Source organism: Hymenobacter sp. BT730 (assembly GCF_030542105.1).
In the GTDB taxonomy this organism is placed as follows: Bacteria; Bacteroidota; Bacteroidia; order Cytophagales; family Hymenobacteraceae; genus Hymenobacter.
The window spans coordinates 683,162-696,826 of the sequence record NZ_JAUOFB010000002.1 but is presented as its reverse complement, the minus strand read 5'-3'; the positions used below and the strand labels follow the sequence as shown (position 1 = coordinate 696,826).

The 13,665-nt window shown below is 54.7% G+C and carries 10 protein-coding genes; 7 read left to right on the top strand and 3 right to left on the bottom strand.

Annotated elements, in window-relative coordinates:
* Positions 1–867: 867 nt before the first annotated feature.
* A complete protein-coding gene (locus tag Q4G72_RS09815) occupies positions 868–1,029 on the bottom strand; it encodes a hypothetical protein (RefSeq protein WP_303311238.1) in 162 nt (53 codons plus the stop codon).
* A 514-nt stretch (positions 1,030–1,543) separates the two neighbouring features.
* Here Q4G72_RS09815 and Q4G72_RS09810 point away from each other — a divergent pair.
* The 5 genes from Q4G72_RS09810 to Q4G72_RS09790 all read left to right on the top strand — a co-directional run bounded on the left by Q4G72_RS09810 (position 1,544) and on the right by Q4G72_RS09790 (position 6,985).
* On the top strand, positions 1,544–2,017 hold the full coding sequence (locus tag Q4G72_RS09810) for a DUF3103 family protein (protein ID WP_303311237.1): 474 nt from the start codon (positions 1,544–1,546) through the stop codon (positions 2,015–2,017).
* 413 nt (positions 2,018–2,430) lie between these two features.
* Positions 2,431–2,673: a hypothetical protein gene (locus tag Q4G72_RS09805; RefSeq protein WP_303311236.1), complete on the top strand. Its 243-nt coding sequence runs from the start codon at positions 2,431–2,433 to the stop codon at positions 2,671–2,673.
* 65 nt (positions 2,674–2,738) lie between these two features.
* Positions 2,739–6,035 (top strand): DEAD/DEAH box helicase, encoded by a 3,297-nt coding sequence (locus tag Q4G72_RS09800; protein WP_303311235.1) that lies wholly within the window; start codon positions 2,739–2,741, stop codon positions 6,033–6,035.
* A 527-nt stretch (positions 6,036–6,562) separates the two neighbouring features.
* Entirely contained in the window at positions 6,563–6,772 is a 210-nt protein-coding gene (locus tag Q4G72_RS09795) for a hypothetical protein (RefSeq protein ID WP_303311234.1), read from the top strand.
* 75 nt (positions 6,773–6,847) lie between these two features.
* On the top strand, positions 6,848–6,985 hold the full coding sequence (locus tag Q4G72_RS09790) for a hypothetical protein (protein ID WP_303311233.1): 138 nt from the start codon (positions 6,848–6,850) through the stop codon (positions 6,983–6,985).
* 683 nt (positions 6,986–7,668) lie between these two features.
* Here Q4G72_RS09790 and Q4G72_RS09785 read toward each other — a convergent pair.
* Positions 7,669–8,973 (bottom strand): T9SS type A sorting domain-containing protein, encoded by a 1,305-nt coding sequence (locus tag Q4G72_RS09785; protein WP_303311232.1) that lies wholly within the window; start codon positions 8,971–8,973, stop codon positions 7,669–7,671.
* A gap of 574 nt (positions 8,974–9,547) precedes the next feature.
* Between Q4G72_RS09785 and Q4G72_RS09780 the strand changes: the two genes are divergently transcribed.
* The gene (locus Q4G72_RS09780; RefSeq protein WP_303311231.1) at positions 9,548–10,015 is read left to right on the top strand and encodes a hypothetical protein; all 468 of its coding nucleotides are present in this window, start codon (positions 9,548–9,550) and stop codon (positions 10,013–10,015) included.
* Positions 10,016–10,182: 167 nt separating this feature from the next.
* Here the strand turns inward: Q4G72_RS09780 and Q4G72_RS09775 are convergent, their stop codons facing one another.
* Entirely contained in the window at positions 10,183–10,674 is a 492-nt protein-coding gene (locus tag Q4G72_RS09775) for a hypothetical protein (protein WP_303311230.1), read from the bottom strand.
* A 525-nt stretch (positions 10,675–11,199) separates the two neighbouring features.
* Here Q4G72_RS09775 and Q4G72_RS09770 point away from each other — a divergent pair.
* Entirely contained in the window at positions 11,200–13,635 is a 2,436-nt protein-coding gene (locus Q4G72_RS09770; protein WP_303311229.1) for a TonB-dependent receptor domain-containing protein, read from the top strand.
* Positions 13,636–13,665 lie beyond the last annotated feature (30 nt).

The following is a 13,665-nucleotide window of genomic DNA, read 5'->3' as shown; positions in this document are numbered from 1 at the left end:
CCCAGAAGCAGTTTGAGGCGATTTTAAAATCGTTGCTGCCCGCCAGCGTCTACACCAACACCTATCTGCCCAACCGTACTTATTTCCTGTCCGGGCAGGGGCAGCGGCCCTAATGGGAATAGCCTACGAATGGATTTGGCATTCTACTAATATTTTTACTGAGTAAGCAAAGAGCCCCGACCATGTAGGTTGGGGCTCTTTGATTTATATTGTTCCTGAAATAAAGTGTATAAGGCTACTTATCCGATAATCTTAGTGAAGGCTTTTAAATCTGTGAGGCCGTTACCGCTGTCTATCTGGATTCATTCGCGTCCGACGTGGTATATTCCGCTTTTGAAACCCTACTACTAAAAATTTTTATTTTTTCCTTCTTCCTATATGTATGCCCTCCCAGTTTCATCCATTGAAGCTCCGCTTTATTGAGCGGGTAAACTTACTTATGGTCTTAACCATCTTCCGGAAGGTCTTTTGGGAGCATTACTGATGTTGGGTGTGCTCTATGGTATTCTATACCTACTTACCTGGAAAGTAGATGAAGTAGTTCTGTTTGTCAGCAAGGAGGAAAATGCAGAAACCATAACCAGAGCAAAGTGGCATTGCGTGTTCCTGTGTGAGCGGATTTGTGCTATTACTGCCGGCTGCTGTCTATCGTTCCAAGTATCCTCTTGCTGTCTGATAAGTCAAATTACGTTAAGCGGGAGACAGGAAAGGCCTCTACTCCCGCTTTAACACCTCCCGAATCCCGCTCAAACCTCCGGCAATATTCTCCAGCTTATCCAGCTTATCCAGCATCTGGAGGAGCTGGCCGGTGCCGGAGTTGCGCAGATTATCGAGGTAGGTTTGCTTGATTTGCTGCCAGCGGGCGGCTTACTCGGACGTGAGCCAGCCGAGTAGCTCGCGCAGCTTGAGCAGGTTGGCTTCGGTAGCGCTGGTCAGGGTTTGAGCTTCGCTTTCGTAGTGGGCGGCCAGGAGCTGCTCTATTTCTTGGTCGTTCATCACGGGGCGCACTTTCTCGGACCGCTTGTTCATGTTGCGGTAGGAGCCCTGCAGCTTGCACGGCGGCTCGGTGCGGTAGGCGTCTTCTCTAGCGCAAAAAGTTAGGTATTTCGCCCCTCGACTCAGAGTTCGGTCACTATATCGCCTATTAAAACGCTAAACGCCGCTACTCCACTCTCGACTACCGTTCGCCTAATCCTTGGAAATCGACCTGTAAACCCCGATTAATTGTATGCGGCTTAGATAAAGCCCTTACTAACATAAACATACAATATTATATAGTACTAAAAAATGAAAGTTTATTTATGGCCACAACCCCCTAGCTATATTCCTTTCAGTAGGGAAATTGCACCATACTTTTGAGCCATTAGGTGTACGTGTCGCGACTATTAAATTAACACCTGTGTTTTAATAATCATATTTTCAACTCCCAATAATGTTCAAAAATCAGATTACTCGCTTATTAAGTGTGGGAATGGTATGTGCGGCGATAATGACAATGGTAGGATGTGACACTGAGAAGACAGCGGATGAGAATCCACAGCCTATGGCTACAGTTGTCCATAGTGCAGTAACTGCTACCGAACGAGCTGGTCACTACGAAAAGGTGGCTAGAGCATTAGCTAAAGCATTGGGGGAGGATGTCGCCCTTAGAGAGCAACTTAAAGCAGAAGGGTTGAAGAAATTTGACGGGGACTTTGATGTCCTTTATGCAGGGTTTGCTCAGAAACATACAGGTTTCAAGCAGAAAATGGAACACCTCCTAGCTTCGAATGGGGCTGGCTCAGCTGCGGGCATAGAAGAGATTCTACAAGCAACCCCAACGCTGAACGTTTCAATACCTAAGAATATTGACAAGTGGAATACAGCCACCTTCTCACCACTAGTCACGTTTATTTCTGCTGGCTTTAATGAGCGAGCAACGAAACTGCTAAAGGCTTTTGATCAAGACGGCAAGGTGCACTGGCTCGACGCTAAGAAAGCGCCAGATTTTCCAGTGATTGTTATAAACGCCATCTAGATGACACTGCTCTTACGGAAGCAGTCGCTTAATGCCTAATACCACAGCCCCGTCGAACGATCATTGGGAGCTGGGAAATCCATAAAATTCAACCAAGGATTGGAGGCCGATAAGTGAGACTTATCGGTGAAACATGGGTAGTGATAACCCCGAGCTATTCGCTACCTATTGTGTTAAGAAATGGTCACTATTCACAATGGCCATCCCAGTATCATTACACTACTTATGTGCCTAAACTGAGTTACAAACTTGGCACGGGCTAGCTTCTAGCTGCTGGCCTCCATTTGACCATGACTTTGAAATCCTTACAAGCGAATTTCCACGCTAACCCGATTTAAAGCAATTCAAAAAGGGCAGGACAGCGGGAAGCCTCTATTTTAGCGAATTAGATCATCCCTCCTATTCTCATTCTTATGTTCAATTTTCAAAAGCAAGCCGCCTTTGAGGCAAAGCTGGCCCAAGTATACCATAGCTTAACCCCTGAATTCAAAGCCGAGGTTTCTCAGCAGGATTTCATTCTGGAATTCCCCATTATCGAAGTTAACGGCCAGGCGGCAATGCTTGACAAGCCTGACCCTGCTAGTGCTTTCTTGCTGACAGACGAAGCTTTCGAACAGGTTATTGCGGCCTTCAAATCAATTTATGAGCCGCAGTAAGATAAAACGGCTTCCTGAGCAGCACCAGTTTACGATAAGCCCCATGGCGTGGAAGTCAGAGGTTGATGGCTGTTCTTGTCCGCCCGTCCGGCATAGTATTTCATATCCTTTGTGACATTATCTTGATAATGGGAGAATTTATATACCATTTGCCGGAGCATTACCGACTGGATGCCAAGGTTCACCACAGCACCGTGCGGCAATTGGCTACCGGCGTTCAAGAGATGGTGATCGAAGCGGAAGTCGATGCCGGGCTGACGCAAGGTGTCATGGCTGGACAAATCATCCAGGTCGTGAAGAACAGCCGCTCTGTACCAGCAAACGGGGAGAAGCTACTGTACACCACGACAGGTAGCTTTCCCACCTCAAAGGAGGAAAGTAAAGCGATCAAGGCCAAATGGCTGGCGCCACGGGCCATGACGACAACCGAGGCAGCCAATCCCGCGGAAGTTCGGGAGTCGTGGCGCAAGCAATTCTTCTTTCAAGAAGAGGAGGTGGAAGGCGACAACATCATTCAATACGGCTTGCGTCCTCCGCAAACCGGAGCCCTCTACGCGGCACTGGCACATTGGAAAGTGAGCCAGCAACCGGCCACTATTGTTATGCCAACGGGCACGGGCAAAACGGAAACGATGCTGGCCCTGCTGGTGCAGCAACGACTACCGCGCTTGCTGGTCGTGGTGCCCAATCTGGCCTTGCGAGGACAGATTGAGCGTAAATTCCTTACCCTAGGCTTACTCAAAAAGCTGGGGGTGGTAGGCGACGGAGCCTTATTTCCGATAGTTACCTGCCTAACAAAGCAGCTGACTACTGCCGCGCAAATGGAAGCTACCATTGCGGCCTCCAATGTAATTATTACCAACATCCAAGTGCTACAAGGTTGCGAAGACCCTGCACTCAGCCAGCTGGAGGAGATGTGCTCTCATCTGTTTGTGGATGAAGCGCACCATCTGCCGGCAAGCACCTGGACCTACGTAAGTGATAAGTTCAGCCGAAAACCCATCCTGCAATTCACCGCGACCCCTTTCCGAAATGACGGTAAGCATATGGAGGGTACTATTATCTTCAATTACCCGCTAAAGAAGGCCCAACAAGAGAAGTACTTTCTCCCGGTAACGTTTGACCCCGTGACCGAATGGGACGAAGACAAAGCGGATGCAGTGATTGCTGCGAAAGCAGTGGACATCCTCAGAAGAGACCTGGCGGCCGGGTTTGACCATCTGCTCATGGCGCGGGCACACACCACCCACAGGGCCGACCAGATTTATGCTGCCTATGCTGGTTTCGAGGATGTAAAAGCGGTCGTGATTCATTCGGAAATAAGCAAAACCGAATGTGCAGCCGGGCTAGCGGCCTTGATGAGCCGGGAAGCCCGCATTCTGGTATGTGTGAATATGTTTGGCGAAGGTTTTGACCTTCCTGAGCTGAAGATCGCCGCGCTACACAATGTCCACAAAAGCCTGGCAGTCACCCTACAATTTGTCGGGCGTTTTACCCGCCATCAAGTTGCTTTAGGCAATGCGACCATTGTGGCTAACCTGGGCGATATTCAAGTGGGTGAGGACCTCCGGGAATTGTACGCGGAGTGCGCTGACTGGAATGAACTGCTGCGAGAAGTAAGTGCCCAAGCCACGGGCAACCGGCTCCGCTTATCACAGTTCGTGGGCGGCTTCTCTCCGGCCCCTAAGCTGCTTTCCTTGCAAAACATCACCCCCAAAATGAATACCGTGGTCTATGAGACATCCTGTGTCAACTGGACGTCGGATAATCTGGCAGCCTTCTTTGGGGAGAAGAAGTTACTGGAGGCCCCGCTCATTAATCACCAGGAAAAAGTGGCGGTGTGCGTAACGCAAGCACGTTCCCTGGTGGAATGGGGCAAGGTGCGGGACTTACTGGATGTAAACTGGAATTTGTTTGTGCTGTACTGGGATGAGGCCCGGAAGCTGCTTTTCATCAACAGCACCATCCCCATGACTTTTCATTTGGACTTAGCCAAAGCCGTGGCGGGCCCTACGGTTCAACGAAAGCAGGGCGAGGATGTCTTTCGGGTCTTACATGACATGAACCAGCTTACCCTAACGAATCTGGGGCTGAACCATACGCTTAGAAAGGCCGTCAGCTTCACCATGATGGCGGGCTACAACATTTTGTTAGCCCTTTCCGAGGCCCAGGAGCAGAATAAGACCAAGTCCAATATTTTCGGTTTAGGATTTCGGGCGGGGAAGGCAACCAGCATTGGGTGCTCGGCCAAAGGCCGCTTCTGGCTTTCTCGCAATGCACAGGATATTCCTGAATGGGTGGATTGGTGCAAGCACATCGGCAGCAAAATTCAGGATTCCAGCATTACGCTGACCGATATCCTGCGCAAAGTGGTACGGTACCAAGAACTCACCCAGCGCCCACCAGCTGTTCCCATTGCCGTGGACTGGTCTGCCAATGTTATTGCCCGGCCGGAACACATTATTGAGTTTTCCATCAATGGGCAGGATTGGGAAAATTTGTATCAGGTAGAGCTGGAGATCGTAACGCTGGATAGCACCAGTCCGATTCAGTTTAACCTTGCCAGCGGCAGTCGACATGCTACCTATGAGATGCGGTTTACGGGTTCCGGCGTTGAGTATGTGCCCGTTCAAGGCGCAGCAAGGGTCCGAATCAAGACCGAGGAAAAAACCCTTACGGAGTGGTTTGAAGACGAACCGCCGACTATTCTCTTTCATGACCGCTCTCTCATTCGGGATGGGATGTTTGCCCAGCTTTCGGATGTGCAGGATGCGTTCAGCGCTTCGCGGATCGTGTCGTGGCCTTGGCCGGGGGTCGACCTTACAAAAGAGTCCCAAGGCAGGCAGCGTACTCCCCATACGGTTCAACATCATACCATTCAGCGCCTGAAGCAAGCAAACTATGACATCATCTTTGACGACGATGACAAGGGGGAAGCAGCGGACATTGTGACTATCAAAAGCGATCATGGTCAAATCAACATTGAGCTGTATCACTGCAAATTTTCAGGGGGTGCCCGACCCGGTAGCCGGATCAAAGACCTCTATGAGGTTTGCGGGCAAGCCCAAAAAAGTGCTCGCTGGGCGGCTGGTAAAGGCAAAATTTTTGAACACCTGCGACTACGCGAGCAGGGCCGCAAATCCCATGGCGCCTCAGAGACAAGGTTCGAGCGGGGGGACTTAGCCATTCTTAAACAGCTTGAAAATCGAATGCGAAGTGAAGCCGTGAGCTATTCAGTTTTCATCGTTCACCCCGGAGTATGGACGCCGGGGGCTACGCCTCAACAGCTGGATATATTAGCCGTAACCGAAATGTATTTGAAGGAGACGCACAATATCCCGCTTACCGTAATTGGTAGCTGATGGAGCTGCTTATACTTTTTAGTACTGTTGCCACTGCACCGTTCTGACGTTAACTAGATGACTTCTCCTTTGTGATAAAATTTTTCCGTCCTGATTGCCCCTTAAGCCAGCCAAGCCAAACCTTTCCGGTTGGACTTTTTGCTTCTAGGAGAAGGCATAGCCGGCCCGTGGTAGCCGCACAAGGGAGCTGGCCAGCAACCACCCTCGCAGAGAGTTGAACCTGCCTGGTCCCCAGTGCTGGCGGCTATGCGACCTTGTCTGCCGAGTATTAGTGGGACCCGTTTCATTCCGCTCCCGAATCATTTCGTTGCTTTCCCCGCAGGCCACTAACCACCTGCTTTGGAACCTTGGTGGGCGGAACCTGCCTTTCTTACCAAAGAGCAAATAACACCCGTTGAACGTCCATTTATTAAACGTTATAAAGCGATGAACTGAGGGGTGGTACTGGTGAGACGTTCGGCCTTAACTTTACCAGTACGCCACCCTTAGTGGAGTCAGCCAGCCGGACTATTTCTGGCTGGATTCGGATGACCTATCGTCAAAAGCCAGGACTAGGCACCCCGAACGCATCGGATACCTGCCCGCCTTTTCACTGCCCACTAAGTCCTCCGGGGCTGGGCGTGGCCCCGCGTGCAGACGACCCCTGGCAGTACCAAGCCCACGAGGCCCTAACGAGCAGGAGCGAGCGGGGTAACGGCTACGACCAGGCTCTGGCCGAATCCTTCCGGCGGTGGTAGAGCGAGGATGGGAGAAGGTGGCGCCCCCCTATGCCGAAGAACGATATCTTTGGGCAGAACGTAACTTCTTTTTGTATGACAACCAAGACCACTAAGTCCGAAACCACCCCGGCTGCTGCTCAGCAGACGGACATCACCCGGGAGACCCTCCACCGCCGCGTCAAGAAGGCCCAAGAGCGTCGCCGCAATAAGCGCAAGCACGTGAACCCCTAGTTCCGGCCCGCTTTCGCCGCCAAAAAAGCCCCTTCTACTCGCTTAGAAGGGGCTTTTCTAGTACCTCCTCTGGCCCATGCCCTCTCTGCCGACGCACCCCTTGAAGAAGGTCCCATCCGAGGGGATAGAAGGGGCCTTGGTTAAAAGGCTACTCCAAAAGTCCTCTTTGGCCCATCCACCGACCAGGAGGCGCCCGTCGTTCGCAGGGAGTCCCCGGAAAAAGTGGGGCTGTCTTCTACCAACCCGGAATGGACCAGCCGAATCGAGTCCTCGCGCCAGGACCGGGTGCGGTACGATGGTCATCCCATCACAGCCGAGGAGTATTCCATCATCCGTCCACGGGATGCCCATCACCTTCCGCTGGTTTCTGGACAGATCAGACCCCGCCATAGCGACGAGACGTGGCGGAATACCTTCGGATTCTCCCGCTAACCCGTAAAGAGTCTGGGTGAACGACGGGAACCTGGATGGCCCTTTGTAACGGTGGTCTCGGTTAACCCGAAAAGCCTCGGTACCGGTGGACAGCCTGCCGGGCGGGGGCGCCACGTGATGCCTTCTCTTGGGAGCGGCCTATGTGACCAACCTAGGACGGAAGTATCTGGCTAACTTATCATAAGCGAAGGGTAACGGACCTTATTGCTCCTGTACCTATCTTCTTTTACGCAAGCCTGGAAGTCGGCTTCTTACTCTATCGCCAGGCGCTTCGTCGCCACGTACCCCTTTGGTCCCTCTACACGCACTAGATACAAGCCGGCCGGCTGCTGACCCAGCTCTACCATTCGCTTCCCATGGGTGCTGATGACGGGTAGGGGTTTCGTCCTACGACCAGTCGCGTCGATCAGCACCAGTTGCAGGCCTTGGTGTGGGGCCGTCTCATCCAGTCGCACCGTCACAGTGAAGCGGGCTGGGTTAGGGAAAAGTACCAACTCAACCGGGCGGCGACTTGATAGGGTAGGAAGGATGGTGCCGGTGTTGCGCAACACAGCCACGGTGGAGCTGACGTAATTGACGGTGGCAATATCCAGCCCTCCGTCCCCGTCCACGTCATTTAGGGATACATCGTGGGCACTAAGACCCCCACTGGCAAAATGCGTGAATCCGGCTGAGAAGGAACCCGGGGTAGCGGCTGAGTTCAGTAAGACCCCAACAGTAGAACTAATCGAATCAGCTACATAGCTGCCGGTAACAATATCAACTTGCCGGTCCCCATTCATATCACCCAGCTCGACGCTATAGGCTGTTTGTGAACCGGTGCTGTAGGTCGTTGCCATGGCGGGAAACACACCAGGAGCCGTAGCCGAGTTCAGCAATATCCCAACTTGTGCGTTGTTGCCCCCAGCTACTACAATGTCAGGCCTTCCATCTGCGTTTAAATCACCGACGGCTAGGTCCTGGGGGTAAGTTCCTCCGCTACCATAGTGCACTACTGGGGCAAATGCTCCAGCAGAAGCAGCCCGGTTGAGTAGTACACCCACTTGACCGATACCGCCCCCACAGACGACCAGGTCCAACCACCCGTCGCCATTGACGTCACCCAGAGCAACGCCTACTGCATTGTTGCCTCCAGTGGCATAGGTCGTGGCTGTCGCTGGGAATGTACCCGGAGCGACAGCAGAATTCAGGAGCACCCCCACGGTACCCCCACTGAGGTTAAGCCCAACAATGTCCAGGTGCCCGTCCCTATTAACGTCACCCACCGCCAGGCTGCGGGGATATCCCTGGGTATAAAGAAGGGTCGGTGGCAGGAAGGTACCCGGGGCAGTTCGGGAGTTTAGCATTACGCCAATACCCGCATTCCATTGCAGGGCCGCTAAAATGTCGGGAAGCCCGTCTTCGTTCACGTCGGCCACGGTGACGCGGATTGGGAACGAACCTATGGCATATGATTGCGCCGGAGCAAAGGTGCCGCCCGGCTGTGATAGCAGCACATTTATTGCGTTAGCGTAGGAGCAGGTCACCACCAAATCCGGGCGAGCGTCCCCGTTCACATCAGCTAGGGCAACCCCCTGCGGATTAGCGCCGACAGCATAGAGCATCGGCGCACCAAAACTTTGCGCATGAACGGCCGAGATCTGCCCGCCTAATACGAGCACGACCAGCGCCAGCAGCCTGTATGGGCTGTATGGGCTGTATGGGCTGTTAGCCAAAAGATGATGGAATAAACTCAAGGCTGAAACAGATAACGAGGCAACAGAAAACAGGAAATCACCAGAAGGTACGCAAGCTACAAAAAGCGGGTCGCCGAAAAGCATTTGCAAGGCACATCTGGGTGCATGGGTAGAGGTAGCAGTGTAATGCAAGCATCTGAAGTCCGATAGGGTATATCAGGAATAAAGGCGCGAAAAAACGGCATTTTCCCACCTCTTCTGGAAGGACTGACAAGTGAGCTTTATCCGTCTTTATCGCTGCCTTTAGTTAGGGTCTGCTCCGTAAACTTTATCGGAACGTATTCACTCGGTTGTCACCGCTCTTTAAGGAGCGATTGATAAACGTTATATGCCGGCCGGAACGCGTCTGATTTATCGGGATTGGATCCACCACTAAATTTTGTATTGTTGGGCCATGAAAACTTGCTGCGCGCTCGCTATCCTCCTCTTCCTGAGCTTTTCTAGCGTTGGACAAACGAAGTCTGGTCTGGTGCTGGCCACGCCTTTTAAAGGGGCAAATACCGTTTTGGTACAAACGCCCGATAGTGCGGCCACGGCCCTGCACAAACTAGGGCAGGTATTAGCGCAGGAAGGGTACACGGTTGAGAAGCTAGATAGAGAGGTTCTGACCCTGGTCTGCTCGCCGAAAACTTTAGTGAGTCTCGGCCATCCGGTTTTAGTGATCAAAGCGACGGCCGTAGCCGGGGCCAATAGCCAGTTGGCCTTGACCGGGGATTATACCATTACCGCAGGGAAGACGGTGTTTGATTTGCATGCGCAGTATAACGGAACAACCACCCCGGATAAGAAGACCTCTTTTGGCGAGCTGGACAGCATCGCCAATGCTTACCCCAACGGCCAGGTAGCATACACGAAACGTTAGGGTAAGCGATGCTGCTCTGTAGTAGGAGGTGGTCGAGTACACGGTTAGGAAGTAGGCCATTTCAAAAACATTCAGATCATTAGAATACATGCCTACTTAGAATTTGCAGGACGCCATACGAGCGGTTTACCTGCCCGTCGGGGCAGTCATTTGACTGCCTTTCAGCGTTAAGCGGCGCCCTTGGTGCGCTCATCTAGCCACTGCCAGGCTAAGGTGGGCGAGTAAAAGACGTGAAGCTCAAATTGCTCGCGCAGATGCCCCATCAGTTGCTGGTTGGCATACGGCATGGGCATCCCCTGCTCGAGCAAGAAGGCGATGCCGCGTAGGTGCGGGCATTGGGCTTGGATGCTGGGAATCCATTCATGCACCACCCAGGAGCAGGCTTCTCCCCACTCCCCGCTGGTCCCCCGTGTGTCATGAAACAGGCCTCGGGGTTGCCACTGTAAATTTAGCTGTAGGCCCACCTGGGCAGCGCGCACCAGCTCATCGCTCGTCACATGGCCCTGCCAGCGCACATACAGCACCTGGGGGCCAGTAAAAAAGGTGTATTCCGCCGCCACGGCCCCAAAGCAATCATAAGTCGTATGCACGTGCTGGGCCCGCTGGTAGCGCGAGGCTAAGCGGGCAGGCAGGGGCGCAAAGAGTTCCACGGGAGTCATGCTGATGGCTTTACAACAAGATACAGGATAAATCGAGCTCCCTAAGAGGAAACGCCTGCCGCGTCCGGAACGGGCACCGGGCGGCTCAACACCCTGCGCGCGGGCGCTCCTAACACCTGTTGAACGTGCGTTTCATAAACCTTATAAGACCCTATCGGCTAGAAACGCAAGCGTGCTATTGAGTAGCAACGGAGGTACGATAGCAAGCGGATCACACCTCCGTTGCTAGTAGATAGATGGTAATAAATCTTTCTAATTATTATCTATATCTATTGAGTGGAAAAGTGAGTGAAATAATGGCGTAACCAAGTAATGACCGCGCCTCTGCCTGGCCCAGTGTTGTTTCATGTCGGTACTACCCATATCCCAAGTGCCTGGCAGGTTCATTTAGAGGCAGGTTATCCCATTTCATTGAACTCATAGCCCCTTTCATCACATTCCGATTTCAGGTCGGATAGGCGTCCGAGACCTTTGTGCCACCCAGCCACTGGAGCTGGCTTTTGGCTCACTTCGCTCGCCCCGACTATGAAAATCATCTTTGCCTGCTTACTTTTCCTGGTGTTCTCCGGCTCAACCCACTGGGGTTTGGCGCAAGGCGTCGCCACGCTCACGGGCACGGTGTTCGACGCCCAGCGGGCGGCCGTGCCGTTTGTCAATGTGGTGGTCGTGCAGCCCAAGGATTCTGCTTTTGTCGGCGGCACCGTCAGCGACCTGCAGGGGGCCTTCCGGCTGGATGCTCCGCCGGCGGGTCAGTATCAACTGCACATCAGCGGCTTGGGCTACAACAAGTGGGTGTCGCCCGTTTTCGAGCTAAGCACTGCGGCTCCTTCCCGGGATTTTGGTTCCGTCGTGCTGGCTGCCAGAGCTCAGTTACTGAGCGAAGTGACGGTACAGGCGCAGAAGCCGCTGGTGACCCAACTGGCCGACCGCACGGTGGTGAACGTGGAGGGCACCGCCCTGGCAGCCGGCAACACCGTCTTCGACGTGCTCTCCCGGGCGCCGGGCGTGTTCGTGGACCAGGACGGCAACGTGCAGCTCAACGGCAAGGCCGGGGTGCAGGTGCTGCTCGACGGCAAGCGGGTGTACCTCACGGGCAAGGAGCTGCAAAGCCTGCTGCAGAGCATGCCGGCCGATAACCTGCGCACCCTCGAGCTTATGGCCAACCCCTCGGCCCGCTTCGACGCCGAAGGCACGGCCGGCGTCATCAACCTGACCTTCAAGAAAAAACTGCAGGCGGGCCTGAACGGCAGCGTGTACGCCGGTACGCAGTACAACGGCCAGGCCGGCTACACTACCGGGGCCACGCTCAACGGGAAGCGCGGTGCCTGGAGCTCGGTGGGCAGCCTGGACCTGGCCCGGCGGCCCAACCTGCGCACCAGCACCCTGAGCCGCACTTTCGCCGGGGCCGGCCCCGGCGTGCGCTTCGAGCAGGAGGGCGAGCAGACCGGCACGCGCACCACCCCCGCCCTGCGGCTGGGCACCGACTACGAATTCAATTCCCAGCATAGCATGGGGGTGACGGCCAACCTGGTGTCGGCTACCGAGGACAATACCTTCACCTCGGTTACACAGCTGGGGAACGGCGCGGGCAGCAGTGCCCAGCGGGTGGAAGGCTACAATGTTATCGCCAACCGCCTGGCCAGCGGCAATTTCAACCTGCACTACCTGGGCAAGCTGGACACGCTGGGCACCACGCTCACGGCCGACGCCGACTACGTTACCCTGCGCGAGAGCACCCGCAGCGACTTTGAGAACCGCTACCTGCCGGGCAATGGCGCCGGGCAAGCCACGCGCTCGAGCCTGCGCACCAACAACCCCGTGCGCTACGACATCTACGCGGCCCAGGCCGACTACACCAAGCCCCTGACTGCAAAGACCAAACTGGAGCTGGGCGCCAAGCTCAGCCAGGTGCGCTCCGACAACGAGCTGGCGGTGGTGAACAGCGTCGGCGAGCAGCGCCTGCCCGATGCCACGCGCAGCAACCATTTCGTGTACCGCGAAGCCATTCGGGCCGGCTACGCCACCCTGAGCACGGGCTTCGGGCCCAAGTGGCAGGTGCAGGCCGGCCTGCGGGCCGAGTACACCCGCAGTACCGGCAGCTCGCTGACGCTGGACTCCACCACAGCCCGGCGCTACCTCGACTTTTTCCCCAGCGTGTTTGTGCAGCAGAACGTGAGCCAGGATTATCAGGTCAGCTACCAGCACAGCCGGCGCATCAGCCGCCCACGCTACGAGGACCTGAACCCCTTCGTGTTTTTCCTGGACCCCTACACCCTGGCCGTGGGCAACTCCCAGCTGCGCCCCCAGTACACCAACACCTGGCAGGTCTCGCAGACCTACAAATCCACTTATACCCTCGCCCTGGGCGTGGCCCGCACGCGCGACTACATCGCCGAAATCCCTACCCAGCGCCCGCAGGACATGCTGACCATTATGCAGCAGCGCAACGTGCAGCGGTTCGACCAGCTGAATGCTACGCTCTCGGCGCCCGTACGCCTGGGCAGCAAGTGGCAGATGAACAATACGCTCAGCATGGCCTACCAGCACTTCCAAACCGAGTTGCTGGGCCAGGCCGTGAGCAACCGCCGGCTGCACTACTTCCTGCAGTCCAGCCAGCAGGTGCAGCTGCCGGGCCAGCTCAAGCTTGAGGTCAGCGGCATTTACCTGGGTCCGCAGGCCTACGGCATCTACCAGGTGCGGCCGCTGTGGTGGGTTGATGCCGGGGTGAAACGCTCCTTTCTCCTCGAGCAGCTGGACGTGAGTTTAAACGTGACGGACCTATTCCGATCCCGCCAGTTGCGCGGGGCTTTTCAGGCCGAGGGCAGCCGCACGGCGTTTGACTTGTACCGGGGCAACCAGAGCGTGGCCCTGCAGCTGCGCTATTCCTTCCGGCGGGGCTCGGCTTTCAAGGCTAAAAACCGTACGACTACGCTAGACGAATTCAACCGGGCCAGCGACTAAACACTTCTCCTTCCACCTTATTAGAACCTG

What these genes read in the sequence shown, in the direction of transcription:
- Q4G72_RS09800 (WP_303311235.1), top strand. Translation starts at nt 2,739, where the DNA reads ATGGCTGTTCTTGTCCGCCCGTCCGGCATAGTATTTCATATCCTTTGT.
- Q4G72_RS09810 (WP_303311237.1), top strand. Translation starts at nt 1,544, where the DNA reads ATGGCTACAGTTGTCCATAGTGCAGTAACTGCTACCGAACGAGCTGGT.
- Q4G72_RS09790 (WP_303311233.1), top strand. Translation starts at nt 6,848, where the DNA reads ATGACAACCAAGACCACTAAGTCCGAAACCACCCCGGCTGCTGCTCAG.
- Q4G72_RS09775 (WP_303311230.1), bottom strand. Translation starts at nt 10,674, where the DNA reads ATGACTCCCGTGGAACTCTTTGCGCCCCTGCCTGCCCGCTTAGCCTCG.
- Q4G72_RS09805 (WP_303311236.1), top strand. Translation starts at nt 2,431, where the DNA reads ATGTTCAATTTTCAAAAGCAAGCCGCCTTTGAGGCAAAGCTGGCCCAA.
- Q4G72_RS09815 (WP_303311238.1), bottom strand. Translation starts at nt 1,029, where the DNA reads ATGAACAAGCGGTCCGAGAAAGTGCGCCCCGTGATGAACGACCAAGAA.
- Q4G72_RS09795 (WP_303311234.1), top strand. Translation starts at nt 6,563, where the DNA reads ATGACCTATCGTCAAAAGCCAGGACTAGGCACCCCGAACGCATCGGAT.
- Q4G72_RS09780 (WP_303311231.1), top strand. Translation starts at nt 9,548, where the DNA reads ATGAAAACTTGCTGCGCGCTCGCTATCCTCCTCTTCCTGAGCTTTTCT.
- Q4G72_RS09770 (WP_303311229.1), top strand. Translation starts at nt 11,200, where the DNA reads ATGAAAATCATCTTTGCCTGCTTACTTTTCCTGGTGTTCTCCGGCTCA.